Origin of the sequence: Streptomyces endophytica (genome assembly GCF_026153355.1) — a bacterium.
Lineage (GTDB): Bacteria > Actinomycetota > Actinomycetes > Streptomycetales > Streptomycetaceae > Streptomyces > Streptomyces endophytica.
This window is the reverse complement of record NZ_CP110636.1, coordinates 3,286,788-3,312,974: the sequence shown is the minus strand read 5'-3', so window position 1 is coordinate 3,312,974 and position 26,187 is coordinate 3,286,788. Positions and strand designations below refer to the sequence as shown.

General features: G+C 75.7%; 16 protein-coding genes and 2 pseudogenes. 13 read left to right on the top strand and 5 right to left on the bottom strand.

Annotation, left to right across the window (positions count from 1 at the left end):
- The first annotated feature begins 1 nt into the window (after position 1).
- Positions 2-1,255: a 6-phospho-beta-glucosidase gene (locus OJ254_RS14805; RefSeq protein WP_265362708.1), complete on the top strand. Its 1,254-nt coding sequence runs from the start codon at positions 2-4 to the stop codon at positions 1,253-1,255.
- Positions 1,246-2,226: an N-acetylglucosamine kinase gene (locus OJ254_RS14800; RefSeq protein WP_265362707.1), complete on the top strand. Its 981-nt coding sequence runs from the start codon at positions 1,246-1,248 to the stop codon at positions 2,224-2,226. Before OJ254_RS14805 ends, OJ254_RS14800 begins: the two co-directional genes overlap by 10 nt.
- Before the next feature lie 394 nt (positions 2,227-2,620).
- Here OJ254_RS14800 and OJ254_RS14795 read toward each other — a convergent pair whose 3' ends face one another.
- Positions 2,621-2,950: a hypothetical protein gene (locus tag OJ254_RS14795; protein ID WP_265362706.1), complete on the bottom strand. Its 330-nt coding sequence runs from the start codon at positions 2,948-2,950 to the stop codon at positions 2,621-2,623.
- A 269-nt stretch (positions 2,951-3,219) separates the two neighbouring features.
- A complete protein-coding gene (locus OJ254_RS14790; RefSeq protein WP_265362705.1) occupies positions 3,220-3,912 on the bottom strand; it encodes a FadR/GntR family transcriptional regulator in 693 nt (230 codons plus the stop codon).
- A 439-nt stretch (positions 3,913-4,351) separates the two neighbouring features.
- Between OJ254_RS14790 and OJ254_RS14785 the strand changes: the two genes are divergently transcribed.
- From OJ254_RS14785 to OJ254_RS14740, 11 genes and pseudogenes are all read left to right on the top strand, one after another.
- Complete coding sequence (locus OJ254_RS14785) at positions 4,352-5,764, top strand: hypothetical protein (protein WP_341483614.1); 1,413 nt, start codon at positions 4,352-4,354, stop codon at positions 5,762-5,764.
- 373 nt (positions 5,765-6,137) lie between these two features.
- Positions 6,138-7,172: a glutamate ABC transporter substrate-binding protein gene (locus tag OJ254_RS14780; RefSeq protein WP_265362704.1), complete on the top strand. Its 1,035-nt coding sequence runs from the start codon at positions 6,138-6,140 to the stop codon at positions 7,170-7,172.
- A 268-nt stretch (positions 7,173-7,440) separates the two neighbouring features.
- On the top strand, positions 7,441-8,733 hold the full coding sequence (locus OJ254_RS14775; protein WP_265362703.1) for a coiled-coil domain-containing protein: 1,293 nt from the start codon (positions 7,441-7,443) through the stop codon (positions 8,731-8,733).
- Positions 8,730-11,336, top strand: coding sequence for a serine/threonine-protein kinase (locus OJ254_RS14770; RefSeq protein ID WP_265362702.1), 2,607 nt, complete (start codon positions 8,730-8,732; stop codon positions 11,334-11,336). Before OJ254_RS14775 ends, OJ254_RS14770 begins: the two co-directional genes overlap by 4 nt.
- 1 nt (position 11,337) lies before the next feature.
- Positions 11,338-12,780: a PP2C family protein-serine/threonine phosphatase gene (locus OJ254_RS14765; protein WP_265362701.1), complete on the top strand. Its 1,443-nt coding sequence runs from the start codon at positions 11,338-11,340 to the stop codon at positions 12,778-12,780.
- A complete protein-coding gene (locus OJ254_RS31615) occupies positions 12,698-12,997 on the top strand; it encodes a hypothetical protein (protein ID WP_423835898.1) in 300 nt (99 codons plus the stop codon). Before OJ254_RS14765 ends, OJ254_RS31615 begins: the two co-directional genes overlap by 83 nt.
- Positions 12,998-13,604: 607 nt before the next feature.
- On the top strand, positions 13,605-14,771 hold the full coding sequence (locus OJ254_RS14760; protein WP_481004811.1) for an FHA domain-containing protein: 1,167 nt from the start codon (positions 13,605-13,607) through the stop codon (positions 14,769-14,771).
- 569 nt (positions 14,772-15,340) lie between these two features.
- A complete protein-coding gene (locus OJ254_RS14755) occupies positions 15,341-15,745 on the top strand; it encodes a globin (RefSeq protein ID WP_279350767.1) in 405 nt (134 codons plus the stop codon).
- A 257-nt stretch (positions 15,746-16,002) separates the two neighbouring features.
- Positions 16,003-19,400: pseudogene (locus tag OJ254_RS14750) on the top strand (FtsX-like permease family protein).
- Positions 19,401-19,446: 46 nt separating this feature from the next.
- The gene (locus OJ254_RS14745; RefSeq protein ID WP_265362700.1) at positions 19,447-22,173 is read left to right on the top strand and encodes an FtsX-like permease family protein; all 2,727 of its coding nucleotides are present in this window, start codon (positions 19,447-19,449) and stop codon (positions 22,171-22,173) included.
- Positions 22,170-23,267 carry an ABC transporter ATP-binding protein gene (locus tag OJ254_RS14740; RefSeq protein ID WP_265362699.1) on the top strand — a complete coding sequence of 366 codons (1,098 nt, stop codon included), beginning with the start codon at positions 22,170-22,172 and terminating at the stop codon, positions 23,265-23,267. Before OJ254_RS14745 ends, OJ254_RS14740 begins: the two co-directional genes overlap by 4 nt.
- An 8-nt stretch (positions 23,268-23,275) precedes the next feature.
- On the opposite strand, the gene OJ254_RS14735 is transcribed toward OJ254_RS14740, so the two are convergent.
- From OJ254_RS14735 to ettA, 3 genes and pseudogenes are all read right to left on the bottom strand, one after another.
- Positions 23,276-24,088 carry a DUF8185 domain-containing protein gene (locus tag OJ254_RS14735; RefSeq protein WP_265362698.1) on the bottom strand — a complete coding sequence of 271 codons (813 nt, stop codon included), beginning with the start codon at positions 24,086-24,088 and terminating at the stop codon, positions 23,276-23,278.
- 28 nt (positions 24,089-24,116) lie between these two features.
- Positions 24,117-24,518: pseudogene (locus OJ254_RS14730) on the bottom strand (acyl-CoA thioesterase); the annotation flags it as partial.
- A 4-nt stretch (positions 24,519-24,522) separates the two neighbouring features.
- Complete coding sequence (gene ettA / locus OJ254_RS14725) at positions 24,523-26,187, bottom strand: energy-dependent translational throttle protein EttA (protein WP_265362697.1); 1,665 nt, start codon at positions 26,185-26,187, stop codon at positions 24,523-24,525.

The following is a 26,187-nucleotide window of genomic DNA, read 5'->3' as shown; positions in this document are numbered from 1 at the left end:
TATGAAGCTCGCAGTGGTCGGCGGCGGCTCGACCTACACCCCCGAACTCATCGACGGCTTCGCCCGGCTGCGGGACGTGCTGCCGCTGGCGGAACTCGTCCTCGTCGACCCCGCCCCGGACCGGCTCCGGATGGTGGGCGGCCTGGCCCGGCGGATCTTCGCCCGACAGGGCCACCCGGGCCGGATCACCTGGACCGACGACCTGGCCGCCGGTATCGACGGCGCCGACGCCGTCCTGCTCCAGCTGCGCATCGGCGGCCAGGCCGCCCGCAACCAGGACGAGACCTGGCCGCTGGAGTGCGGCTGCGTCGGCCAGGAGACCACCGGTGCCGGCGGACTCGCCAAGGCGCTGCGGACCGTACCCGTCGTCCTCGACATCGCCGAACAGGTCCGCCGGACCAACCCGGACGCCTGGATCATCGACTTCACCAACCCGGTCGGCATCGTGACCCGCGCACTGCTGCAGGCCGGCCACAAGGCGGTCGGCCTGTGCAACGTGGCGATCGGCTTCCAGCGGAAGTTCGCCGCACTGCTGGGGGTCGAGCCCGGCCAGGTCGCCCTGGAGCACGTCGGGCTCAACCACCTCACCTGGGAGCGGTCGGTCCGCGTCGCCGGCGAGGACGTCCTCCCCAAGCTGCTCACCGAGCACGCCGACACCCTCGCCGCCGATCTGCGCCTCCCCCGGCACGTCCTGGACCGCCTCGGCACCGTCCCCTCCTACTACCTGCGCTACTACTACCAACACGACGCGGTGGTCGAGGAGTTGCGCAGCAAACCGTCCCGGGCCGCCGAGGTCGCCGCCATCGAGCAGCAGCTGCTCGCCCTCTACGCCGACCCCGCGCTCGACGAGAAGCCGGAACTGCTGTCCCGGCGCGGCGGCGCCTACTACTCCGAGGCGGCGGTGGCGCTGACCTCCTCCCTGCTGGCGGACACCGGCGACACCCAGGTCGTCAACGCCCTCAACCACGGCACGCTGCCCTTCCTCCCCGAGGACGCGGTCATCGAGGTCCCCGCCACCGTGGACGCGACCGGCGCCACCCCCCTCCCCGTACGCCCCCTGGAGCCCCTCTACGCCGGCCTGATCGCCCATGTCACCGCCTACGAGCAACTGGCCCTGGACGCCGCGCTGCACGGCGGCCGCGACCGGGTCTTCGCCGCACTCCTCTCCCACCCCCTCATCGGCCAGATCGACCACGCCGACCGGCTCACCGACCTGCTGATCGCGCACAACCGGGAGCACCTCACGTGGGCCTGACCGGCACGTCGCTCGCCATCGACGCGGGCAACAGCAAGACCGACGTGGCGCTGGTGACCACCGACGGCCGGCTGATCGGCTCGGCGCGCGGCGGTGGTTTCCAGCCACCGGTGGTCGGCACCGCCCGCGCGGTCGACACCCTCGCGCCCCTGGTGGCCGCCGCCCTCGCGGAAGCCGGACTGCCCGGCCCCGTCGGCCACCTCTCCGCCTTCCTCGCCAACGCCGACTTCCCGGCGGAGGAGGAGGCACTGGCCGCGGAGATCACCGCCCGCGGCTGGGCCCGTACGGTGTCCGTCCGCAACGACACCTTCGCGCTGCTGCGGGCCGGGCTGCCGGACGACGGGGAGCCGGTGGGGGTGGCGGTGGTGTGCGGCGCCGGCATCAACTGCGCGGGCCTGGGCCACGGCGGGGCCATCGCCCGCTTCCCGTCCGTCGGGCGGATCTCCGGCGACTGGGGCGGCGGTGCGCACCTCGCCGACGAGGCGCTGTGGTCGGCGGCCCGCGCCGAGGACGGCCGCGGCACCCCCACCGCACTCGCCCGCGCCCTGCCCGCCCACTTCGGGCTGACCACCATGGCCGAGCTGATCGAGGCCCTCCACCTGGGACGCATCCCCCCGCACCGCCGCCACGAACTCACCCCGCTGCTCTTCACCGTGGCGGCCGACGGCGACCCGGTGGCCCGCACCCTCGTCGCCCGGCAGGCCGAGGAGGTCGCCGCCATGGCCGCCGTCGCCCTGCACCGCCTGGACCTCCTCGCCGACCCCACCCCCGTCGTCCTGGGCGGCAGCGTCCTGGCCGCCCGCCACCCCCTCCTCCACGACCACCTCACCCGCCTGCTGTCCGAACGCGCTCCCAAGGCCGTCCCCCACGTCCTCACCGCCCCACCCGTCCTCGGCGCCGCCCTCGCCACCCTGGACCAGGCAGCGGCCCCACCGGGGGCTTATGAGCGGCTGCGGGGGGCGTACGGGTAACCGGCGCCGGCGTTGGGCTCGTCACTCCAGGGGAAGCGGGTGAAGTGGTGAAGTGGGGGGCGGCGTTACGGCCGGGCTTCATCCGCCGCTACGGCCGGGTCGCCGGCCCCTCGGGGGGCCGCTGCGAGCTCGGCGGCCGCCACGAGCTCGGCGGCCCAGCGCTCGGACCATCGGTGCAGGCCCTGCATCTGCTCGCAGGCTCATGCTGTGCGGCTGGTACCACGCGATCAGCTTCACCGCCCGCGCCACCAGACTTCCCCCCGAACCCCACACTCCCCGCTTCACCGACTTCGCCCCGTAGTCGGTGAGCCGCTCCTGGCCTGACGTTGGGGCCTCACCCACCCCCGCCCACCCCGCCCCGTCTCCACGCCACCTCCGGGCCCCCACCCCCGGCTCAGCCCACCCGCACCCCGTCCCCCCGGCGGGTCTCCGTGCGTTCGCCTGGGGCCAGGACGAGGGGTGGTGGCAGGTCGGTCGGGGGTGCGGTGGCGGGATGGGAGCGGTTGCTCTCCGTGAGGATGGTGATGGGGTGGGTGGTGTCGTTGATGATGACGGTCGGGGTGCCGTCCGAGCGGTGGTCGAGGGGGTAGATGCCGTGCGGGTCGATGTATGTCGTGGTGCCGATCGTGAGGAAACCACTGGCCAGGTGGCCAGTTGGTGGCGGTGATGCGTCGGCGTGGGGGCGGTTGGCGAGTGGGACGAGGAGGGTGCGGATGCGATTCATGGTGACCTCCGGATATGGGGGCGCGGTGGTCAGGTTGCCTGGTTCCGCGCTCGACTGCTCTTGCGTTCGTCACTGAGAGTAGCCGAAGGAGGGTGGGGGCGGTAGCGGCGCGCGGGGCGAGGAGGGGGCGTGGAGGCGGGATGTACGCGCCCCCCGATGGGGCGGTTCCTTCACCGAGGGGACTCAGTCGTCGGCAGACGCTCGGCCGTCGGCGGCGCTCAGCCGTCGGCGGCGCTCAGCCGTCGGCGGCGCTCGATCGTCGGCGGCGCTCAGTCGTCGAGGGGGAGGGCCAGGTCGCGTACGTGGCCGGCGAGGAGGAGGACGGCGGCGTCGACGGCCGCCTGGGGGTCCTGGGCACGGATGGCGTCGACGAGCCGGGAGTGCGGATCGGTGGCGGCCGCGGTGGCGGTGTCCAGGCAAGCGGCGCGGCGGAGTTCTTCGCGCAGGGCGGCGCTGAGGGAACGGTAGATGTCCGCGAGGACGGGGTTGTCGCTGGCCTCCGCGACCAGGACGTGGAACTCCGCGTCGGCGGCGGTGAAGGTCTCGGCGTCGTGGGCGGCGAGCGCCGCCTTGCGGCGGGCCAGTGCGGCCTCGATACCGGCGAGTTGTGCGTCCGTACGGTGCTTGGCGGCCTGGCGGGCGGCGACCACGTCGAGGCCCTGGCGGACCTGGGTGACATGGCTGAGCTCGGCGCGTTCGAGCCGGCGGCGGAGGGCGACCGCGCTGTCGTCGTCGGAGATCACGAAGGTCCCGTCGCCCTGCCGGGGTTCGAGGAGGCCGGAGTGGACCAGCGAGCGGACGGCCTCACGGACCGAGGCGCGGCTGACACCGAGGGAATCGGACAGGGCGTTCTCGGGCGGGATGCGGCTGCCCACCGGCCAGGTGCCGTTCACGATCTGGGAGCGGATCTCGTCGGTCGCGGTCTCCACGAGCGACACCCTGCCCTTGCGGACGGGCTGCATGAGATCACTTCCCTTCGGGTGGTGGGTGGTGGGTGGGTGGTGGTGGTGGGTCCGGCCTGTTCTGGCGTCTCGTGGCGTACTTCTGGCGGCTCGGGGTTCTTCTGGCGTCTCGTGGCGTACCTCTGGCGGCTCGGGGGTTCTTCTGGCGTCCGCCGGCCGCTTCTGGCGTCTTCTGATGTCTGATGTGTTCGGCGTCCGTCCGTCCAGGTCACGAGGCTGGACAGGCTCCGGCCGTCACTTTAGTGCGGTGGCGGCGGGCCGGGGTCGTGCGCCGGTCCACCGGCACCGCCGGCTCGCGGGACCGCCGCGCGCCGGTGGCGAGGGCGTTCGGGGCAAGATCGAGCCAATCGCGGTGTGCGTGTCGGTGGTGGCGGACATACTGCTGCCCATGCACCGGTCCTTGTCGTGAGCGCGTTCGGGCGCCGCGGACGGGCGGCCGGTGGCGTATCAGCGACCCAGGGGGAGGATCTGTGTCGTCCGTGCCGACCAGCAGCGCGGCGCCGCCCGTTCCGGCGCGCCGTCCGGCCTGGGCCGAGGGCTGGACGAGCTGCGCGCCGCGGCGACGACCGAGCCGGGGCGGCTGCGGGTGATCGGGGCGGTGCTGGCGCTGCTGGTGCTGGTCTTCGGGGCGGCCGCGGCGTGGCAGGTCGCGGACCGGGCGGCGGCCGCGGAGGACGTGGTGGAGCGCAGTCAGCCGCTGACGGCGGACGCGGCGAGCATCTACCGGTCGCTGGCGGACGCGGACACCACGGCCGCCGGCGGTTTCCTGGCGGGCGGGAAGGGCGATGCGGCGACCCGGCAGCGTTACGGCAAGGACATCGCCACCGCGGCGGAGCTGCTGACGAAGGCGGCGCAGAGTGCCCGGGGTTCGGACGGCGCGGGTGAGCAGATCGCCCGGCTCAACCGCCAGTTGCCGCAGTACACGGGCCTGGTGGAGACGGCGCGGGCGAACAACCGGCAGGGGCTGCCGCTGGGCGGGGCGTATCTGCGGTACGCGAACGAGCGGATGCGGACGGAACTCCTCCCGGCCGCCCGGGCGTTGTACGACGCGGAGACGGACCGGCTGGCGGCGGACTACGCCGATGCGAAGGCCTGGCCGTGGGCGGCGCTGGTGGCGGGGGTGCTGGCGGTGGCCGCGCTGGGGTGGGCGCAGCGGCGGCATTACCGGCGGACGAACCGCGTGTTCAACCGCGGGCTGCTGGCCGCCACGGCCGCTTCGGTGGCGGTGTTGTTGTGGCTGGTGGTGGGGCATGCGGTGGCGCGCGCGGAGCTGACGGCGTCGTACGAGCACGGCGCCCGGTCGTTGCGGGTGCTCAATGAGGCGCGGATTGATGCGTTGCAGGCGCGCGGGGACGAGAATCTGACGCTGGTGGCGCGCGGCGCGGTGCTCACGGATGATCAGCAGGACTTCTACGAGGCCGGCTTCCGCAGCCGGATGACGGATCTGGCGGGGGCGGGTGAGCGGGGTCCGGCGGCGGCGCGGAGCCGGTTGGGGGCGGCGCTGGCGCTGGCGGACGACGAGGCGGGGCGGGCGCCGGTGCGCGCCGCGCTGGCGTCCGTACGCCAGTGGCAGGTGCGGCATGCCGAGGCGCGGGCGGCGGACGAGAAGGGGGACTACGAGCTGGCGCTGGCGAAGGTGGTCGGCGGGGCGGGTTCGACGGGCGAGTCCTGCGACCGGGTGGCGTCGGGGCTGTCCCGGGCGCTGGTGCACGAGCAGGCGGAGTTCCGTACGGCGGCGGACGCCGGGCGGGGGGCGCTGGGCGGGCTGCCGGAGGGGGCCGGGGCGCTGACACTGGTGGGGGCGCTGGGCGCGGTGCTGGGGATCGGGCGCAGGCTGGCGGAGTACCGATGAGCGGCCAACGACCGACCGGCGGCGGAGAACGGGTGCGCCGAGCACCGGCGAGCGGCCAACCACCGGCAGGCGAAGTACCGGCGAGCGGCCAACAACCGACCGGCGGCGGAGAACCGGCGCGCCGAGCACCGGCGAGCGGCCAACAACCGACAGATGGCGAACGACCGGCGAGCGGCGTGCCGCTGAGTGGTGGAGGCCCGGCGAGCGGCGTGCCGGTGAGTGGCGGAGGGCCGGTGCGCGGCGTACCGGTGAGTGGTGAACGACCGGTGCGCGGCGTGCCGGTGGGTGATGGAGGCCCGGTGCGCGGCGTGCCGGTGGGTGGTGGAGTGCCGGTGGGCGGCGGGGCGGCGGGGAGAAGGCGTGGTGAGGGGGCATGAGGGTGCGCCGGCGGGTGCTGGGGAATCTGCGGGCCGTCCTGGCGCCGGTCGCGGCGGGCATGGGGGTGATGGCGGCCGCGGCGGCGGTGCTGGTGCCGACGCTGGCCGGCGGGCCCGGGGACGGTGGCGTGGGTGGCGGCGCGGGTCGTGCCTCGTCGCCCGTGGTGACGCACGGGGCGTACGGTCCGGGGTCGGCGTCGGCCCGGTCCCCCGCGGCGGGGTGCACGCCGGAGAACGCCGCGGAGAGCCTGCGGCCGTCGTCGGACGACGGGCCGGCGGTGGCGCGGATCAAGGAGCGGGGCCAGCTGGTCGTCGGGGTCGACCAGAACACCTACCGGTGGGGTTACCGCGATCCGGCGACCGGCAAGCTGGCGGGCTTCGACATCGATCTGGCGCGGGCGATCGCCGCCGACATATTGGGGCCGGACGCGAAGGTGGTGTTCAAGGCGGTACCGACCGACCAGCGGATTCCGGCGTTGCAGAAGCGCCGGGTCGACATGGTGGTGCGGACGATGACCATCAACTGCGCGCGCAAGAAGCTGGTGGCGTTCTCGACGTCGTACTTCCAGGGCGGGCAGCAGGTGCTGGCGCCGAAGACGTCGGCGGTGAAGGCGTTCGACGATTCGCTGCGCGGCAAGCGGGTGTGTACGGCGGCCGGTTCGACGGGTGAGGCGGAGCTGACGGCGCGGCCGCACGGCGCGAAGGTGCTGACGGTGCCGAATCAGCTCGACTGCCTGGTGCGGCTCCAGTTGGGCCAGGCGGACGCGGTGGTCACGGACAACGCGCTGGCCGCGGCGCAGGCGGCGCAGGATCCGGCGGTGGAGCTGAAGGGCCGGCCGTTCACGAACGAGCCGTACGGGGTGGCGATGAACGAGGCGGACACGGATCTGGTGCGCCGGGTCAACAGGGTCCTGGACGACTACCGGGCCGGCGGGGCGTCCGACGGTCCGTGGATGCGGGCGTACCGCAAGTGGCTGAAGGCCGATCTGCCGGACATATCGGGCCCACCGTCACCGGAGTACAGCGACTGACTCCCCCGGCGCGCCGCACCGAGCCTCCAAGACGGCCGGGGCGCCCACAGCACCCCCGGGACGTCGACAACGGCCCGGCGAAAACGGCCCGGCGAAAGTCAAGAGCCCCCGGGAGCGGTGTCACCCGGCCGATCCCCCCACACAGTGCCCGATGGCGTCACTATGGAAAGCGGACAGAACAGGAGGCGGAGGGAGCCGGACCGCAGCAGCCGCGCGGACTCGGTCGCAGCAATCGCCGTGCAGCGTACGCGTATTGGAGAGGTGATCGATGGGGGTCCCTGGACCTGTCCCCGGTTCCGCGGGGAGTTCCGATGCCCCGGTGCTGGGCCTGGAGGAGGTGGACCGCGCCCTGGCGCGGCTCGGCGCCGAGTACGAGGCGATCGAGACCTCGCTGCTGGCGCTGCAGGACCATGCGGGGCGCCGGCTGCTGGAGGGCGCGGAGCTGTCGGGCACCACGAAGGAGCGCTGGGCCGCCACGGAGGGGTCCATCACGGTGCTGTGGGCGCTGTTCGACGCGTATACGGGGGCGTTGGCGGCGGCGCGTGAGCTGCGGGCGCGGCGGCGCTGGCCGTCCCCGGAGGACCTGGCGGCGCTGACGGAGCTGCTGCACGGCGCGGGCGTGACGGTGCCGGGGGTGAGCGGGCCGGGCGAGCGGTACTGCCTGGAGGAGCTCGTGGCGCGGATGACCGGGCTGTACGCGCGTTCCCTCGATGTGATCGTGGCGGCCGACGCGGTGTGGTCGGCGCTGCCGGCCCGGATAGACCTGCTGTCGGCCGAGTTGCAGCGGACCCGGTCGCTGGCGCACTCGGTGGGCGTGCGGCCCGGTGAGCATCCGGCCGGCGACGATCTGGAGCGGATCACGGGTGAGCTGGCGCGGCTGCGGGCGCAGGTGATCGCCGATCCGCTGGCGTTCTGGGTGTCGTCGTCGACGGGGAGTTCGGCGCCGGGCGGCGGCCGTCCGGACACCGTGCGCTACGACCGTGCGGCGCGGGCGCTGGAGGACATCCGGCGGGAGGTGGCGGCCGTGCTGGACGTCCGGCAGGACGCCGAGCGGCGGCTGATGCAGCTGCGGGACGTGCTGTCGCGGGCGGACCGGACGCTGACCGAGGCGCGGCAGGCGCGCGGCGAGGTGCTGGCGAAGATCGCGGCGTCGGAGGTGCCGGCGGTCAGCGGCCCGTCGACGGCGCTGCACGAGCAGCTGGCGGCGGCCGCGGAGTACCGCCGGCGGGCGCAGTGGCACCGGCTGTCGCCGCTGCTGGACAGCCTGGAGGAGCGCGCGGAGGACGAACTGCAGCGGGCCCGCGAGTCGTTGACGGCGGTGACCGCGCCGCTGGCCGTACGGGCGGAGCTGCGCGGCCGGCTGGACGCGTGCCGGGCGCGGGTGGCGCGGCACGGCCTGGCGGAGGATCCGCTGCTGGTGGAGCGGTACGACATCGCGCGGCGGATGCTGTGGAGCGCGCCGTGCGATCTGCGGGCGGCCGAGCAGGCGGTGTGGCGCTATCAGCAGGCGGCGGCGGAGGTGCTGGTTCCGCGGCAGCCGGAGAGCAGGGGGGATTCGTGACGGAGCGGGCCGGCGAGCGCTGCCAGCGGCGGGACTGTGCGGGCGGCTACGAGGACGTCGGCGGTGGTGAGCGGTACTGCGACGAGTGCGGGCTGCCGCCGGTGGTGTCGCCGGACGGGCTGCTGGCGGCGCCGCCGACGGGCGTGACGGGCCGGGCGTTCCTGGCCGGCCCGGAGGAGCGGGAGGCGGCCGGTGCGCTGCTGACCGTCCCCTCCCCCGGCCCGGGCTCCGGTGCCGGGACGTCCGGGCGGGTCCCCGGGTCCCGGCGGCCGGTGTCGCGGCGTTCGGTGTCCGGGCGGCTGCCGCGCGACGGGTCCGGCGGGGCGCCGGCGCGCGGGGTGGCGGCGGTGTCGGTACGCGGGTCCGGCGGCGGGGCGTCGTCCGGGTCGGCGCGGGGGCGGCTGGGCGCGGGCCTGGTGACGGTGCCGCAGGTGCCGCGGCCCGATCCGCGGACGGCGGTGCTGGCGTATCCGGAGGTGCCCGAGCGAAAGCGGTTCTGCAGCCGGGCGGACTGCGGTGCGCCGGTGGGCCGTTCGCGCGAGGGCCGGACGGGCCTCCCGGAGGGGTTCTGCGGTAAATGCGGCCATCCATACAGCTTCGTACCGAAGTTGCGGCCCGGGGAGAAGGTGCACGGCCAGTACGAGGTCGTGGGCTGCCTGGCGCACGGCGGGCTGGGCTGGATCTATCTGGCGATCGACCGGGCGGTGTCGGACCGCTGGGTGGTGCTCAAGGGGCTGCTGGACACCGGCGACGAGGAGGCGCTGGCGGTCGCGATGTCCGAGCGGCGGTTCCTGGCGGAGATCGAGCACGCCAACATCGTGCGGATCTACAACTTCGTGCAGCACCTCGACCGGGAGACGGGCAGCCTCGACGGCTACATCGTCATGGAGTACGTCGGCGGCAAGTCGCTGAAGGACCTCGCCAACGACCGGCGGACGCCGGAGGGGAGGCGCGATCCGCTGCCGGTGGAGCAGGCCTGCGCGTACGGCATCGAGGCGCTGGAGGCGCTCGGGCATCTGCACAGCCGCGGCTACCTCTACTGCGACTTCAAGGTCGACAACGCCCTCCAGCAGCACGACCAGCTCAAGCTGATCGACATGGGCGCGGTGCGCCGGATGGACGACCACGAGAGCCCGATCTACGGCACGATCGGCTACCAGGCGCCGGAGATCGCCGCGCTGGGCCCGTCGGTCGCCTCCGACCTGTACACCGTCGCGCGCACCCTCGCCGTCCTCACCTTCGACTTCCAGGGCTACACCAACGTCTTCGCCGATTCGCTGCCCGATCCGGACCACATCGAGGTGTTCCGCACCTACGAGTCGTTCTACCGGCTGCTGGTGCGCGCCACGGACCCGGACCGCGACCGCCGGTTCGGGTCGGCGCAGGAGATGGCCGAGCAGCTGACGGGGGTGCTGCGGGAGGTGGTGGCGGTCCGGTCGGGCGAGCCGCGGCCGGCGCTGTCGCAGCTGTTCGGGCCGGAGCTGCGGGCGGCGGACACCGAGCTGCTGGCGCCGCAGGAGGGCGACAGTTCGCTGCTGGGGGCGCGCGGCGCGGCCCCGGACCGGGCCGGGACCGCGGCGGCCGGCGGGCCGGTGCTGCGGCCGCTGGACGTGGCCGGTGCGGCGCTCGCGCTGCCGGTGCCGCGGGTGGACCCGGACGACCCGGGCGCGGGCCTGCTGGCCGGGCTGCCGGCAGCCGCCCCGGCCGAACTCCTCGCCGCGCTGCGCGCCGCGCCCGTCGCCTCCCCGGAGATACGGCTGCGGGAGCTGCGCACCCATCTGGAGGACGGCGACGGCACGGCCGCGCGGGCCGTACTCGACGAGGTGGCGGGCCCGCCCGCCGGGCCGTGGGACACCGCCGTACGGTCCTGTGACCCGTCCGGCGACGGGCCCGGTGACCGGGGTGCCGACTGGCGGGTGGTGTGGCACCGCGGCCTGCTGGCGCTGGCCACCGGCGACCGGGAGACCGCGGCACTGGCCTTCGACGCGGTCTACGACGCGTTCCCGGGCGAGCCGGCGCCCAAGCTGGCGCTGGGCCTGTGTGCCGAGCTGCTGGAGCAGTGGGACAACGCGGTGGAGTACTACCGCCTGGTGTGGGCGACCGACCGCAGTTACGTCAGTGCGGCGTTCGGGCTGGCGCGGGTGCGGCTGGCGGCGGGCGACCGGGCGGGCGCGGTCGAGGCCCTGGAGTCCGTCCCCGCGTCGTCCATCCACTACACCGCGGCGCGGATCGCGGCGGTCCGCGCCCGGTTGCGGCAGCGCCCGCCGGAGGATCCGCTGTTGCCGGACCTGCGGGCGGCCGCCCAACAGGTCGAGGCGCTCGCGGACTTCGGCCTGGACGCCGGACGGCGGGAACAACTCGCCGCGGAGGTACTCGGCGCGGCGCTGGACTGGGTACTCTCCGGGAGCCACGGTGCCCGACCGGACGGTACGGCGGACGGTGGCGGACCGCCGGTGCTGCTCGGCAGCCCGCTGGACGAGCGCGGGCTGCGGTTCGGCCTGGAACGGTCGTACCGCCTGCTGGCGCGGCTGGCGGAACGTGGTGAGAGAAGGATCGAACTGGTGGAACGGGCCAACCGCTTCCGCCCCAGGACATGGGTGTGACATGGGTGTGACTGGGCCGTTCCGGTGTGCGGGCTGCGACGAGCCGTACGAGGCGGCGGACAGGTTCTGCGGACGGTGCGGCGCCGTGCTGCCGGCGTCGGCCGGGGCGCAGGCGACGCCGACGACGCAGGCGGCGCAGGCGTCTTCGGATTCGTCGGGGACGTCGGGGACGTCGGGGATCTCGGAGTCGCCGGAGGTGCCGGAGGTGCCGGAGCCGTCGGAGCCGTCGGTGTACGAACTGGCGCCGCCCGCGCCTCCGGTGCCGCCACGGCCCCCGGCGCCGCCCGCACCGCCCGCCGGCGGTTCCCCGGCCGGGCCGCCGCCGCCCGACCCCGGCACCCGTCTGCCGGGTGCGGACGCGGGTCCGCCGGCCGGCCCCCCGGCCGATCCGCGGGTCGCCGGGTACGAGGCGGTCGCCGACGCCGCGGCCGGGGCAACCACGGACGGGGCCGGCGCGGCCGCCCCGGAGGAGACGCCCTTCGATGCCCCGTCGGAGCGGTCCCCGTTCGACCCGCCGTCGGGCGGCTCGCCCTTCGATCCCCCGCCGGCGCCGGCACCGCCCGCTGCCGCGCCCGCCCCGGAGGCTGCCCCGGAGGCGGCCGCCACGGGACCGGAACGGGACCACATGGAGCGGGAGCTGGCGGGCATCGCGGCGGTCAGCGACCGCGGCCACCGCCACCACCGCAACGAGGACTTCTTCGCGCTGCGGGCCGCCGCGCTGCCGGACGGCGCGCCCGCCGTGGTGGCCGTGGTCTGTGACGGCGTCTCCTCGGCGACCCGCCCGGACGACGCGTCCCGGGCGGCGTCCGAGGCGGCCGGCGAGGCACTGGCGGCCTCGCTGCCGCGCGGCACCCACCCCCAGCAGGCCATGCACGAGGCCGTGCTGACCGCCTCCACGGCGGTGGACGCACTCGCCTCCGACCCCTCGATCGTGCACGACGAGCACCGCCAGCAGAACGCCCCGGCCTGCACCATCGTCGGCGTGCTGGTCGGCGGGGAGCTGCTGACCGTCGGCTGGGTCGGCGACAGCCGCGCGTACTGGATCCCCAACGACCGTACGGCGCCGCCCGTCCGGCTCACCGAGGACGACTCCTGGGCCGCCCAGATGGTCGCCAACAACCTGATGTCCGAGGAAGAGGCCAACGCCGACCAGCGGGCGCACGCCATCACCGGCTGGCTGGGCGCGGACGCCTACGAGGTCGAGCCGCACACCGCGTCGTTCAAGCCGGACGGCCCGGGCGTCGTGGTGGTGTGCACGGACGGACTGTGGAACTACGCCGACACCGCGGAGCAGATGGCCGCGGTGCTGCCGTACGACGCGCCGGCCCGGCCGCTGCCCGCGGCCCGGGCGCTGGTCGCCCATGCGCTCGCCGGCGGCGGGCACGACAACGTCACCGTGGCGGTCGTGCCGTTCCCGGCGCCGGCCCCCGGCCGGACCGGCTGAATCACCGCAAGCCGGTCATCAGGGGAGGGATGACGGCTTAGCGGAGGTTCGGCCCGATTCCGGCCGCCGTACGGGGACTTCGGGCGGCGATGACCGGCCGTCCGACGTCGCACGTAAGGAGGAGAGTGCGAAACTCCTTGCGAAGGTGGTGGGCGTCGCCGATGCGACGCCCGGTACTGTGCGACGAAGGCGAAGGGTGCCGGGGCCGGCGGGATGACTCCCGCCGCACGCGCCGCGCGCACCGTTCGCGCGAGGAAAAGCGACAGAGAACCACGATCAGTACCGAGCAGTTCCAGCAACACGAAACGGTACGGAGGGGGAAGAACCGACATGCCGACCTGCCCGAACGGCCACCAGTCGGTGGCCGAAGACTGGTGCGAGGTGTGCGGCCAGCGGATGCCGGGTGCTGTGCCCCCGCCGCCCTCCCTGCCTGCCGGCTTCCTGAACACGCCACCGCCCGGTCAGCCGACCGGCCAGCCCGGTCCGCCGCCGGGCCAGCCGGGCCCGCCGCCCGGTGCCCCCGGACCCGGCGGTCCCGGCACCCAGGGCGGCCAGGGCGGCTACGGCTTCCCGCCGCCCGCACCCGGACCCGGCGGCCCAGGCGGCCCCGGTTTCGGTGGCCCCGGCCCCCAGGGTGACCAGGGTGGTTACGGCTTCCCGCCGCCGGCCCCGGCCCCGGTGCTCCTGGTCCCGGCCCCGGTGCTCCCGGTCCGGGCCCCGGTGGCCCCGGCCTCGGCCAGCCGATGCCCGGCCCCGGACCCGACCAGTCCGGTCCCGGCGCACCGGGTGAGCCGTGCCCGCAGTGCGGTACGCCGCGGGACGGGATGGCACCGTTCTGCGCCGAGTGCCGCTACAACTTCCTCACCAACTCCCCGATGTCCTACGCCCCGCCCGGGCAGCCCATGGGCCAGCCGGGCCCGCCGCCCGGCGCCCCCGGCCCCGGCGGTCCCGGCCCCGGCGGTCCCGGCACCCAGGGCGGCCAGGGCGGCTACGGCTTCCCGCCGCCCGCACCCGGACCCGGCGGCCCCGGCAGCCCCGGTTTCGGTGGCCCCGGCCCCGGCCAGCCGATGCCCGGTCCCGGCGCCCCCGGCCAGGACGGCCAGGGCGGCTACGGCTTCCCGCCGCCGCAGCCCCAGCAGCCGCAGGCTCCGCAGGGCATGCCGCCCGGTCCCGGTCAGCCCGGCCCCGGTGGCTTCCCCGGCCAGCCCGGCCCGCCGCCCGGCATGCCCGGCCCCGGCCCGGCCGGCCAGCCCGGCCCGCCCCCGCAGCAGCAGGTCGACGACTGGCCCCTGAGCCCGCCGTCCGCCCAGGGCGCGCCGCCGCCGATGGCCCCCGCGCCGCCCGGCCCCGGCCCGCAGGCGCCGTTCGAGCAGCAGCCGCCCGCACCGTTCCCGCCGCAGCAGCCGGGCCCCTACGACCAGCAGCCCGGTCCGTATGACCAGCAGCCCGGTCCGTACGACCAGCAGCCGCCCCCGTTCGAGCAGCAGATGCCGCCGCAGCAGGGGCCCGGGCCGGACCAGCAGTGGAACGGCGGTCCCGGCCAGGGTCCCGCCGCGCCGCCGCAGGGTCCGCCGCCGGTCGTCGGTGACGGCTGGGTGGTGGCGGTCGCGCCGGACCGCGAGTACTTCATGGCGATGATGGGCCGCAGCGGCCCGGAGGCGGCGGGGCTCAACCTGCCCTCGTACTCCCCGGAGCAGGTGCTGTCGCTCGCCAACGGCCAGCTGGCGGTGGGCCGCCGCCGCAACAGCACCGGCGAGTCCCCGGACATCGACCTGGGCAGCGCGCCGGAGGACCCGGGCGTCTCGCACCAGCACGCGCTGCTGGTGCAGCAGCAGGACGGCAGTTGGGCGGTGGTGGACCAGAACTCCACCAACGGCACCACGATCAACCTCGCCGAGGAGCCGATCCAGCCGTACGTGCCGGTGCCGCTCCACGAGGGCGACCGGGTGCATGTCGGCGCCTGGACGACCCTCACGGTGCGGCGCGGCTGAGCTCCTTCCCACGTACCTGTCTGCGGCGCCGCGGGGCGTCTCGCCGTTGCGCGCTTTGCGGCGCCCCGCACGTACCTGTCTGCGGCGCCGCGGGTGTTGTTCGCCGTTGCGCGCTTTGCGGCGCCCCGCACGTGCCTCGCCGTCCCGCCGCGGGGCTTCTCTCCGTTGCGCCTGCGGCGGGCTGGGTTGTTGTCGGGTGCGGTGACGGACCTCCGGGGCCGGTCGTGTGGACTGCTGACGCTTTACGTCCACACAACCGGCCCCTCCGGCCCGTCCCCTCCCGTTGGAGGAAGGGTGCGGGTGGGTGGGGGCGGGCGTCACTGGCCACGCACAGGCAGTGAAGTGACCACAATCACCCCCACCGGCCTCTCACCACCCCCTCACGGGAGGGGCTGGACCGCAGGACGATGTCCGGAGGGCCAGCACCGCACCCGAAAACACCACGCCAGGCGCAACGGCGAACAACGCCCGCGACGGGAAAGCCAGGTACGTGGGAGGCGCCGCCAGGCGCAGCGCCCCGCGGCGGGACGGCCAACCACGTACGGGGCGCCCCATGCCACCATGGAACGGTGAACGAGATTCCACGCGGCACGCTGCCGGAGCAGACCTTCTACGAGCAGGTCGGTGGCGAGGAGACCTTCCGGCGCCTGGTGCACCGGTTCTACCAGGGAGTCGCCGAGGACCCGCTGCTGCGGCCGATGTACCCGGAGGAGGACCTGGGTCCGGCCGAGGAGCGGCTGGCGCTCTTCCTCATGCAGTACTGGGGCGGCCCGCGCACGTACAGCGATGGCCGCGGCCACCCTCGGCTGCGGATGCGGCACGCGCCGTTCACCGTCGACCGGGCCGCGCACGACGCCTGGCTGCGGCACATGCGGGACGCGGTGGACTCGCTCGGCCTGGCCGGGGAACACGAAACGCAGCTGTGGAACTACCTCACGTACGCCGCCGCGTCGATGATCAACACCGCGGACTGACACCGGCGCGAGAGATACGTCACACCCCCCCCGCACCCTCTCGCGCCCCGGGGTGCGCTCCCGGACACCTCCCGTCACGATCCGGTCAAGGGACCCCGCGAACCGCTTACCGGACGCTCCGCACTCTGACAGCATCCGTTTCATCCGTTGCGTCGATCATTCGTGTGAATCCGGGCGGCTGACTCCGCTCGGCCGGGTGCGTTCAGAGGACTGCGTGCGACCGAATCGGTTCGACGCCGAACACGGCAGGGGGGACCGTGGCCGGCTATGCCTTACTGCGCGTGCGGGCGCACCGCCTGCTGCTGGTCGCCGCCCTGCTGTCGGTGCTGCTGACCGGGACGGTGCTGGCGACACTGGCGGCGTTCTCGGAGTCGGTCGGCGACGCCGGACTCCGGCAGGCGCTGCGGTCCAGGTCGGCGGCGGCCGCCGCGCTCCAGGTGAAGGCCCAACTCCCGCCCGAGGCACGGCAGTCCGCGGACCGAGCGGTGGCCGCGGCGGCCCGGCGGGCGTTCGACGGGCTGCCGTACACGGTGCGGACGCTGACCCGCTCCGGGCCGTACGCACTGCCCCGGACGCGCCCGTCGTCCCGGGCCCGTACCGGTGAACCGGACCTCACCCAGCTCGCGGCCCTCGACCGCTCCCGGCTCACCCTCGTCAAGGGCCGCTGGCCCACGGCGGAACGGCACGGTCCGCTGCCGGTCGCGCTGCCCGAGGCCGCGGCCGTCCGGCTCGGGGCCGGGCCCGGACGGCGGTTCACGCTGGACAACCGGCTGTCCGGCCCGCCGCATCTGACCGTCCAGGTCACCGGCGTCTACCGGCCCGAGGACCGCACCGACCCGTACTGGAACCTCGACGACCTCGGCGGCCGAGGGGTGCGCACCGTCGGCTTCACCACCTACGGGCCGCTGCTGGCCGACCCGGCGGCGTTCCGCGACGGACGGCTGGTGCAGGACTCGGTGGGCTGGCTCGCCACCGCCGACTTCCGCACGCTGACCGCGGACCGGCTGCCGGCGCTCGGCGCCGCGGCCGGCCGGGCCCCCAGGGCGCTGATGGCCGATCCGGCGTTCGCCGGCCATGCCACCGCGAGCACCGATCTGCCCGCGGCGCTGGGGCAGTTGCGGCGGGCGCTGCTGGTGAACCGCGCCACGATCCTGATCGTCGCGCTCCAGCTGGTCCTGCTCGCCGGGTACGCGCTGCTGCTGGTCGCCCGGATGCTGAGCGGTGAACGGGCGGGCGAGACGGCCCTGTTGCGGGCCCGCGGCGCGGCCCGGCGGCAGCTGGCCGGGCTGGCCCTCGCCGAGTCGCTGCTGCTGGCCGTCCCGGCCGCGGTCGCCGGGCCGCTGCTGTCCGGGCCGCTGATCCGGCTGCTGGCCTCCCACGGCGCCCTGGCCCGGATCGGGCTGCCGCTGGACACCCGGCTCACCGGCGCGACCTGGCTGACCGGTGCCGCCGTGGCCCTGGGCTGCGCCCTCGCGGTCGCCGCGCCGGCGCTGCTCGGGACCGGGTCCGACGCCCCGCGCCGGCGGCGGGCCGGTGCGCTGCCCGGTGCCGCACGGGCCGGCGCGGACGTGGGGCTGCTGGTGATCGCCGGGGTGGCGTACTGGCAGTTGCGGCAGCGGACCGCGAACGGCGGGGCGGGCGGCGGGGTGCTGACCGGGGACGGGACCGGCGCGCTGGGCGTCGACCCGGTGCTGGTGGCCGCCCCGGCGCTGGCGCTGCTCGCCGGTACGGTGCTGACGCTGCGGCTGCTGCCGCTCGCGGCCCGGATCGCCGAGCGGGGCGCGGCCCGCGGCCGGGGGCTGGCCGCGGCGCTGGCCGGCTGGCAGATCAGCCGGCGCACCTCCCCCGCCGCCGGCCTCCGGACGGGCGGCGGCTACGCGGGCCGGGGCGCCGGGCCGGTGCTGCTGCTGGTGCTGGCCACCGCGCTGGGCATGCTGGCGATCGGCCAGCGCGCGTCCTGGCAGCGCTCGCAGGACGACCAGGCCGACTTCCGGGCGGGCGCGGCGGTGCGCGTCCTGGCCAGCAGGACACCGGAGATGGGGCAGGGCGGCGGTTACGCGGCGGTGCCGGGGGTGGCCGCGGCGCTGCCGGTGGGCATCGTGAACCTGGACCTGTCGGGCGACCGGTCCGCCTCGCTGCTCGCGGTGGACTCCCGGAGGTCGGCGGGCGCACTGCTGCTGCGCGGCGACCTGGCGGGTGGCGCCGCGGACTCGGCGGGCGCGGCGGACGGGGTGCTGCGCGCGGTGGCGCCGAAGGGCGACCGGCCCGTGGGCCTGCAACTCCCTTCCGGCACCGCCGCGTTGCGGGTGACGGCGGCGCTGCGGTCCGTCAAGGCGCTGCCGGCGGTGGCCGACGGCCCGCGGCCCGGCAACCCCGGGCAGGACACCGGGCCGGTGCCCGCGACCCTCTCCGTCCAGGTCACCGACCGGTTCGGGGTGCCGTACACGGTGCCGCTGGGCCGGCTCGCGGCCGACGGCCGGCCGCACACCCTGCGCGCGGACCTGGCCGCCGCGGCCGGTCCGCCGGCCGGGCGTCCGGCCGGTCCGCTGCGGGTGACCGGCCTGCTGGCCGACATGGACCAGTCGCCGGTGTCGTACCGTCAGCGGCTGACCGTCTCCGCCGCGCGGGCCGTCACCGCGGGTGGGACCGTCCGCCCGCTCGCCGCGCCGGCCGGGCTGGGCTGGCGGGCCCACATCACCGAGAAGAGCAGTTACCTGGGCCAGCCGTACGGGCCGCGCGCGGGCCGGGCCGAGGTGCCCGCCGGCGAGCTGCTGGCGCAGACGTACGACACCGGTGCCCGGCCCGAGGAGTGGAGCGCGGCGGTGACGACCGTGCGGATCACCGTCGCGCATCCGCCGCTGCCGCCGCTCGCCGCCGTGGCCACCGACACGTATCTGCGCGACAGCGGCTCCCGGGTCGGGTCGGTGGTCGAGCTGCCGGTCGGCGGGCAGCAGGTGAAGGCGCGGATCGTGCGGGCGGTGCGGGCGCTGCCCGGCCCGGCGGACGGCCCGCCGGCCGGTGGCGGGCTGCTGGTCGACTTCGGTGCCGTCAACGCGGCGCTGGCCGACCTCGACGCCGCGCCGCTGACCGCCACCGAGTGGTGGCTGCGGCCCCGGCCGGGCGCGGTGGACCGGGTCGTCGAGGCGCTGCGGGCCCGCCCGGACACCGACCCGGCCAGGTCCTGGTACGCGCGGAGATCGCCCGGGAGCTGCACGACGATCCGCTGGGGCTCGGTCCGCAGACCGCGCTGACCGCGGCCGCGGTGGTCGCGGTGGCGCTGGCGGCGGTCGGTTTCGCGGTCGGGGCCGCCGGGTCGGTCCGCGAACGCGACCGCGAGTTCGCGGTGTTGCGGGCACTGGGGGCGCCGCGTCGGCAGCTGGCCCGGATGCTCGCCGCCGAGCAGGGGGTGCTGATCGTGCTGGCGCTGGCCGTCGGCGGGGTGCTGGGGGCGGTGCTGACCCGGGCGGTGGTGCCGCTGGTCGTGCTGACCGGGCAGGCCACCCGCCCGGTGCCGCCGGTGCTGGTGGAGCTGCCGGCCGGCCAGGTGGCCGGGCTGCTGGCGGCGGTCGCGGCCGGGCCGCTGCTGGTCGTCGCGGCCCTCGGGCTGCGCCGCGGCGACCCGGTGGCGGCGCTGCGCGGGCAGGGGGTGCGGTGACGGTGACGGCAGTGACGGCGTCGGCGCGGCGGGCGGGTGAGGGCCGGTGAACGCGCTCACCCGGCCGGGCTGGCTGGGCATCCGGTTGCGGTCCGCGCGCGCCGCGGCGCTGGCGCTGGGCGCGCTGGTGCTGGTCACGGCGTTCCTCGCGGCGGCGTTCCCGCGCGGGGTGACGGCGTACGAGACGGCGGGGCTGCGCGATGCGCTCGGCTCGGCGCCGCCCGAGCAGCGGGCGGTGGAGATCTCCGTCGGCCGGGCGGACGTCACCGGCGCGGACCCGGCGGCCGGTTACGCGGCGGCGGCGCTGGACCGTCAGGACCGGGCGATCCGGGGCCTGTTCCGCGCCCCGCTGCGGACCACACCGGCGGACGCGGTGCACGGCGTCCGCACCACGAAGCCGCTGGCGGCCGGGGACTCCTGGCTGCCGCGGCCGGACGGCGTCGGTCCGGAGCTGTCGCTGTACGCGGCCTCCGGCCTCGGCCGGCACGCGACCGTCACCGAGGGCCGGCTGCCGCGCGCCGCGGCCCCGGGGTCGGGCACGCTGGAGGCCGCGGTGACCACGGCCACCGCCCGCACCCTGCACCTGCGCGCCGGCCGCACCCTGCATCTGCACGGGCTGACCGTACGGATCTCCGGACTGCTCGCGCCGCGGGAGCCGGACGGCGACTACTGGGCCGCCGATGCGCTGCGGGCGGCGCCGCGCCGGGCCGTGACCGAGGGGGTGCCGGCGCAGCGGTTCTGGCGCGCCGGGCTGCTGCTGGCTCCCGGGGACGGGCCGGCGCTGCTCGCCACCGACGGGGAGCCGGAGAAGTTCTGGCACTATCCGGTCGACGCCGGTGCGCTGACCACCGCGGACGCCCCGTTGTTGCGGGAGCGGGTGGTGTCTGCCGAACACGGCGCGACGCTGGCCGGGTTGCGCGCGGTGGCCGGCGCCGGCGCGCTGGCCGACAGCGCGGTGGACGGCCTGCTGGACGGCTGCGCACGGACCCGGGCGGCGATCGCCCCGGTCATCGCGGTGGCCGCGTGCGGCCTCGGCACCGTCGCGGGGATCGTGCTGCTGATGGCCGGTGCGCTGACCGCGGACCGCCGCCGCCCGGAGCTGGCGCTGCTGCGGGCCCGCGGCGCGTCGCTGACCGGCCTGGCCGGGCGGCTGGCGGCGGAGACCGCGGTGGTGGCGCTGCCCGCCGCGGCGGCCGGCGGCGGGCTGGCGCTGCTGCTGGTGCCCGGTGAGCGGGTGGTGCCGGCGCTGCTGGCGGCGGCCGGGGCCGGGCTGCTGGGCACGCTCGCGCTGCCGCTGCGGGCCGCCGCCGCACACCGCCGTCCCCGCCCGGCCGCCCGCGCCGATCTGGCCGGCGCCCGCCCCTCCCGACGCCGGACGGTCGCCGAACTGACCGTGCTGGTCCTGGCGGTGGGCGCGGTGGTCGCGCTGCGCCGCCGCACCACGGCCGGCGGGGGCGTGGACGTCCTGGTCAGCGCGGCCCCGGTGCTCGTCGCCGTGATCGCCGCGCTGGTGCTGCTGCGGCTCTGGCCGCTGCCGCTGCGGCTGGCGGCCCGCCCGGCCGCCCGCACCTGCGGGTTGACCGGCTTCCTGGCCCTGGCCCGCGCGGGCCGCGCCCCGGCCACCGCGGGCCTGCCGCTGCTGGCCCTCCTGGTCGCGCTGACCACCGCGTCGTTCGGCGGCTCGGTGCTCGCCGGGGTCGCCACGGCCCGGGACCGCGCGGCGCTGACGGCGGTCGGCGCCGAGGCCCGGATCTCCGCCGAACGGCCGCTGCCCGCCGCGCTGCAGCACGCCGTGGCCCGGGTCCCGGGCGTCGAGGACGCCGTACCGCTGCGGATCAGTGCGCTGACCGCGGACGACGGCGGCCCGCCGCTCTACCTGGTGATCGCCGAACCCGAGGCGTACGCCCGGCTCGCCCGCGCCATGGGGCTGGGTGCCTTCCCCGCCGCCGACCTCGCCGACCCGGGCGGTGACCGGCCGCTGCCCGCGATCGTCTCCCCGCGCGTACGGACCCGGTTCGGCGACGCCCCGATGGCGCTGCAACCGGAGTTCGGCCAACTCGTCGTCCGGCCCCGGGCGGTGCGCGCCGACACCCCGGCCCAGCCGGGCGGCGACTTCGTGCTGATCAACGCCCGGAGCGTGGCCCGGGTGCACCCCGACACCTACGCCGAGGCGGACAACGGCCCCACCACGATGCTGCTGTCCGGCCGCGGGCTGGACGCGGGGGCGCTGCGGGCCGCGGTCCGCGCCCACACCCCGGCGTCCCTCGCCGTCCAGGTGTCGCTGCGCTCCGCCGAACGCGCCGAGCTGGCCGATTCGCCGCTCCAGCAGGGCGCCGAACGCCTCTACACCGCCGCCGTGGTGGCCGGTGCCGGGTTCGCGCTGCTCGCCCTGCTCCTCTCCCTGCTGCGGACCGCCCCGGAACGCACCCGGCTCCTGGCCGGGCTCCGCACGATGGGGCTGCCCCCGGGCCGGGGGCGGCGGCTGATGGTGCTGGAGGCGCTGCCGCCGGCGCTGCTCGCGGCGGTCGGCGGGGTGCTGGCCGGGGCCGCCGCGATCCGGCTGCTGGGCCCGGGCACGGACCTCACCCCGCTCGCCCTGCCCGGCGCGGCCGGCGGCGGGCCGGGCACCGTACGGCTGCAGACCGATCCCGCGTCCCTGCTGCTGCCGTCGGCGGGCGTGGTCGTGCTGGCCCTGGCGGTGGCCCTGGTCCAGGCGTGGGTGGGCGAACGGCGGCGGGAGAGTACCGAGTTGAGAGCGGGGGATCCTTCATGAGCACACGGCCCGAGGACGCCACGAGCGCGCCGGTGAGCCTGGCGGACCTGGAGGCGCGGGCGGCGGCCCGGCGCGAGCGGCCCGCCTACGGGCACGACGCGCTGATCGCCTGCGACCGTCTGGTGCGGGTCTTCTCCGCGGACGGCGTCGAGGTGCAGGCGCTGCAGGGCCTCGATCTGCTGGTGTCCGAGGGCGAGTTGATGGCGCTGGTGGGGGCGTCCGGCAGCGGCAAGTCGACGCTGATGAACATCCTCGCCGGGCTGGACGTGCCGACCGCGGGCGCCGCCACGGTCGCCGGCCGCGATCTGCTGACCATGGACGCCCGGGCCCGGCTCACCTACCGCCGTGAGGTCGTCGGCTTCGTCTGGCAGCAGACCGCCCGCAACCTGCTGCCGTATCTGACGGTGCTGCAGAACGTCACCCTGCCGATGCAGCTGCGCGGCGGACGGCGCCGGGCGGCCCGCACGAAGACGGCCGAGCAGCTGCTCGCGATGCTGTCGCTGGACCACTGCCGGGACCGCCGGCCGCACCAGCTGAGCGGCGGCGAACAGCAGCGCACCGCCATCGCGGTGGCGCTGGCCAACACCCCGTCGGTGCTGCTGGCCGACGAGCCCACCGGCGAACTGGACTCGCACACCGCCGAGCAGGTCTTCGCCGCGTTCCGCACCGCCAACGAGGAGCTGGGCACCACGATCGTGATCGTCACCCATGACCAGGCGGTGGCGGACGAGGTGCGGCGCACGGTCGCGATCCGCGACGGCCGGACGTCGTCGGAGGTGCTGCGGCGCACCGAACGGGACGCCGCGACCGGCCGGGAGGCGCTGGTGGCGCGGGAGTACGCGATGCTCGACCGGGCCGGCCGGCTCCAGCTGCCGGCCGACTACACCAGCAGCCTGGGCATGGCGCACCGGGTGCTGCTGGAGCTGGAGAGCGACCACATCGGCGTGTGGCCGGACCCGACGGCGGACGGCAACGCCGACCACGGCGCCGGTGACGGCCCGAAGCCCGGTGGCCGGACGCCCGATGACGGCCCGAAGCCCGGTGACGGGACGCCCGGCGACGGCCCGAAGCCCGGGGGCGGGGCGACGACTTAGGCCGCGGCTCAGACGGGGGTGACCGTGAGCCCCGACAGGCCGGTGAGCCCGGACGGCCCGCCGGTGCGCACCGCGACCGATCCGTACGGGGTGCGCAGCCGCAGCCAGCCACCCGCGGACAGCAGGGTCAGGGCCGGCGGCTCGGTGGGGTGCGGGCCGCCGCCGGAGGCGAGCACGGCCGTGCGGACCGGGCGGAGGAAGCCCAGCGACTGCGCGGCGTGCGCGGCGCGCAGCGGGAGGTGGGTGTCCCCGAGGGTGCGCGACCAGATCTCCCGGCCGATGCGGTCGCGTTCGGCGCGGGTCCGGCGCTCGGGCGGCAGTGCCTCGTCCCGGGCCCGGAACTCGGCGACCGCCGCGGCCACCGCGCGCCGCAGCGCCTCCGGCGCGGGCAGTCCCGGCACCCGCTGCCAGCCGCCGCGCGGCGGCAGCAGCCCGGCCCACGGCGGGCCGGTGACGGCGGCGGGCACGGTCAGCGTGCCCTGCTCCTCGTCGATGCCTTCGAGGAGGTCACCGGCGGAGACGGTGATGTCGAGGCCGGATGCCGGTCCTTCGGCGGAGGCGCTGTCCGGACCACGGTCGCGAGCGGCGCCCGCACCGCCGGAACGGCCGCCGGCCCGGTCGTCGCCGGGGCCCGTGGGCACGGCGAGCCGGGCCGTACGGATCGCCAGCACCTCGAAGGACGGCGGCCGGCCGAAGACGGCGAGCACCCCGCCACCGGTCTGCAGCCGGACCGCGGCGGCCCGGTCGTAGTGGATCAGCCGGGCGAGGAAGGCGGCGAGGTCCGCCGCCTCCCCGGCGTCGGCGAGGGCGAGCACCGTCATACCGCGACGGCCCCTCCTGGTGCGACGCGTCGGCCAGGTACTCCTTGAGGATCGCCTTCTCCTCCGCGGTGAGGCGGCGCGGACGCTCCTCGGCGAAGTTGTACGGCACGACGACGGTCGAGGCCCGCAGGTAGAGGGTGTCCTCGTCCTTGACCTCGTAGGCGACCGTCATCGACGCGGCGCTGATCTTCGTCACCCACAACTCGACGGTGACCGGCGCGGGCCGGTGCACCAGCGGCCGCACGTAGTCGATCTCGTGCCGGGCGACCACCGAGCCGCCCGTGAACGACGGGCTGCCGTCCCCCGGCGCGAGCCGGCGCATGAAGTCGATCCGCGCCTCTTCGAGGTAGCGGACGAACACCGCGTTGTTGACGTGGCCGAAGGCGTCCATGTCCGACCAGCGCAGGGGGCACGAGTAGAGGTATCGCACGAGGTCAGCCCCGGGTGAGCTTCTTGTACGTGGCGCGGTGCGGACGGGCCGCGTCCGCACCGAGGCGCTCGACCTTGTTCTTCTCGTAGGACTCGAAGTTGCCCTCGAACCAGAACCACTTGGACTCGCCCTCGTACGCCAGGATGTGGGTGGCGACGCGGTCGAGGAACCAGCGGTCGTGGGAGACGACCACGGCGCAGCCGGGGAACTCCAGCAGCGCGTTCTCCAGCGACGAGAGCGTCTCGACGTCGAGGTCGTTGGTCGGCTCGTCGAGGAGCAGGAGGTTGCCGCCCTGCTTGAGGGTGAGCGCCAGGTTGAGGCGGTTGCGCTCACCACCGGAGAGCACACCGGCCGGCTTCTGCTGGTCCGGGCCCTTGAAGCCGAACGCGCTCACGTACGCCCGGGAAGGCATCTCGACCTGGCCGACGTTGATGTAGTCCAGCTCGTCGGAGACGACGGCCCACAGCGTCTTCTTGGGGTCGATGTTGGAGCGGCCCTGGTCGACGTAGGAGATCTTGACGGTCTCGCCGACCTTGATGTCGCCGGAGTCCGGGGTCTCCAGGCCCTGGATCATCTTGAACAGCGTGGTCTTGCCGGCGCCGTTCGGGCCGATGACGCCGACGATGCCGTTGCGCGGCAGGGTGAAGCTGAGGTCCTCGATGAGGACCTTCTCGCCGAAGGCCTTGTTGAGCTTGTCGACCTCGACGACGACGTTGCCCAGGCGCGGGCCCGGCGGGATCTGGATCTCCTCGAAGTCCAGCTTCCGCATCTTGTCGGCCTCGGCGGCCATCTCCTCGTAACGCGCCAGACGGGCCTTGGACTTGGCCTGCCGCCCCTTGGCGTTGGAGCGCACCCACTCCAGCTCGTCCTTGAGGCGCTTGGCGCGCTTGGCGTCCTTCTGACCCTCGACCTTGAGGCGGGCCTGCTTGGTCTCCAGGTACTTGGAGTAGTTGCCCTCGTAGCCGTGGGCACGGCCGCGGTCGAGCTCCAGGATCCAGCCGGCGACGTTGTCGAGGAAGTACCGGTCGTGGGTGACGGCGACGACGGTGCCGGGGTACTTGGCGAGGTGCTGCTCCAGCCACTGCACGGACTCGGCGTCCAGGTGGTTGGTGGGCTCGTCGAGCAGCAGCAGGTCGGGGGCCTCCAGCAGCAGCTTGCACAGCGCGACGCGGCGGCGCTCACCACCGGAGAGGTTGGTGACCGCCCAGTCACCGGGCGGGCAGCCCAGCGCGTCCATGGCCTGCTCCAGCTGGGTGTCCAGGTCCCACGCGTTGGCGTGGTCCAGGTCCTCCTGGAGCTTGCCCATCTCCTCCATGAGCTCGTCGCTGTAGTCGGTCGCCATCAGCTCGGCGACCTCGTTGAAGCGGTGCAGCTTGCCCATGATCTCGGCGGCGCCGTCCTGGACGTTCTGCAGCACCGTCTTCGACTCGTCCAGCGGCGGCTCCTGCAGGAGCATGCCGACGGTGTAGCCGGGCGAGAGGAAGGCATCGCCGTTCGACGGCTGCTCAAGACCGGCCATGATCTTCAGCACCGTGGACTTACCGGCGCCGTTGGGACCCACGACACCGATCTTCGCGCCCGGCAGGAAGCTCAGCGTCACGTCATCGAGGATGACCTTGTCGCCGTGCGCCTTGCGCGTCTTGCGCATCGTGTAGATGTACTCAGCCAA

What these genes read in the sequence shown, in the direction of transcription:
- OJ254_RS14805 (WP_265362708.1), top strand. Translation starts at nt 2, where the DNA reads ATGAAGCTCGCAGTGGTCGGCGGCGGCTCGACCTACACCCCCGAACTC.
- OJ254_RS14795 (WP_265362706.1), bottom strand. Translation starts at nt 2,950, where the DNA reads ATGAATCGCATCCGCACCCTCCTCGTCCCACTCGCCAACCGCCCCCAC.
- OJ254_RS14790 (WP_265362705.1), bottom strand. Translation starts at nt 3,912, where the DNA reads ATGCAGCCCGTCCGCAAGGGCAGGGTGTCGCTCGTGGAGACCGCGACC.
- OJ254_RS14780 (WP_265362704.1), top strand. Translation starts at nt 6,138, where the DNA reads ATGAGGGTGCGCCGGCGGGTGCTGGGGAATCTGCGGGCCGTCCTGGCG.
- OJ254_RS14775 (WP_265362703.1), top strand. Translation starts at nt 7,441, where the DNA reads ATGGGGGTCCCTGGACCTGTCCCCGGTTCCGCGGGGAGTTCCGATGCC.
- OJ254_RS14765 (WP_265362701.1), top strand. Translation starts at nt 11,338, where the DNA reads ATGGGTGTGACTGGGCCGTTCCGGTGTGCGGGCTGCGACGAGCCGTAC.
- OJ254_RS31615 (WP_423835898.1), top strand. Translation starts at nt 12,698, where the DNA reads ATGCGCTCGCCGGCGGCGGGCACGACAACGTCACCGTGGCGGTCGTGC.
- OJ254_RS14760 (WP_481004811.1), top strand. Translation starts at nt 13,605, where the DNA reads ATGGCACCGTTCTGCGCCGAGTGCCGCTACAACTTCCTCACCAACTCC.
- OJ254_RS14740 (WP_265362699.1), top strand. Translation starts at nt 22,170, where the DNA reads ATGAGCACACGGCCCGAGGACGCCACGAGCGCGCCGGTGAGCCTGGCG.
- OJ254_RS14735 (WP_265362698.1), bottom strand. Translation starts at nt 24,088, where the DNA reads ATGACGGTGCTCGCCCTCGCCGACGCCGGGGAGGCGGCGGACCTCGCC.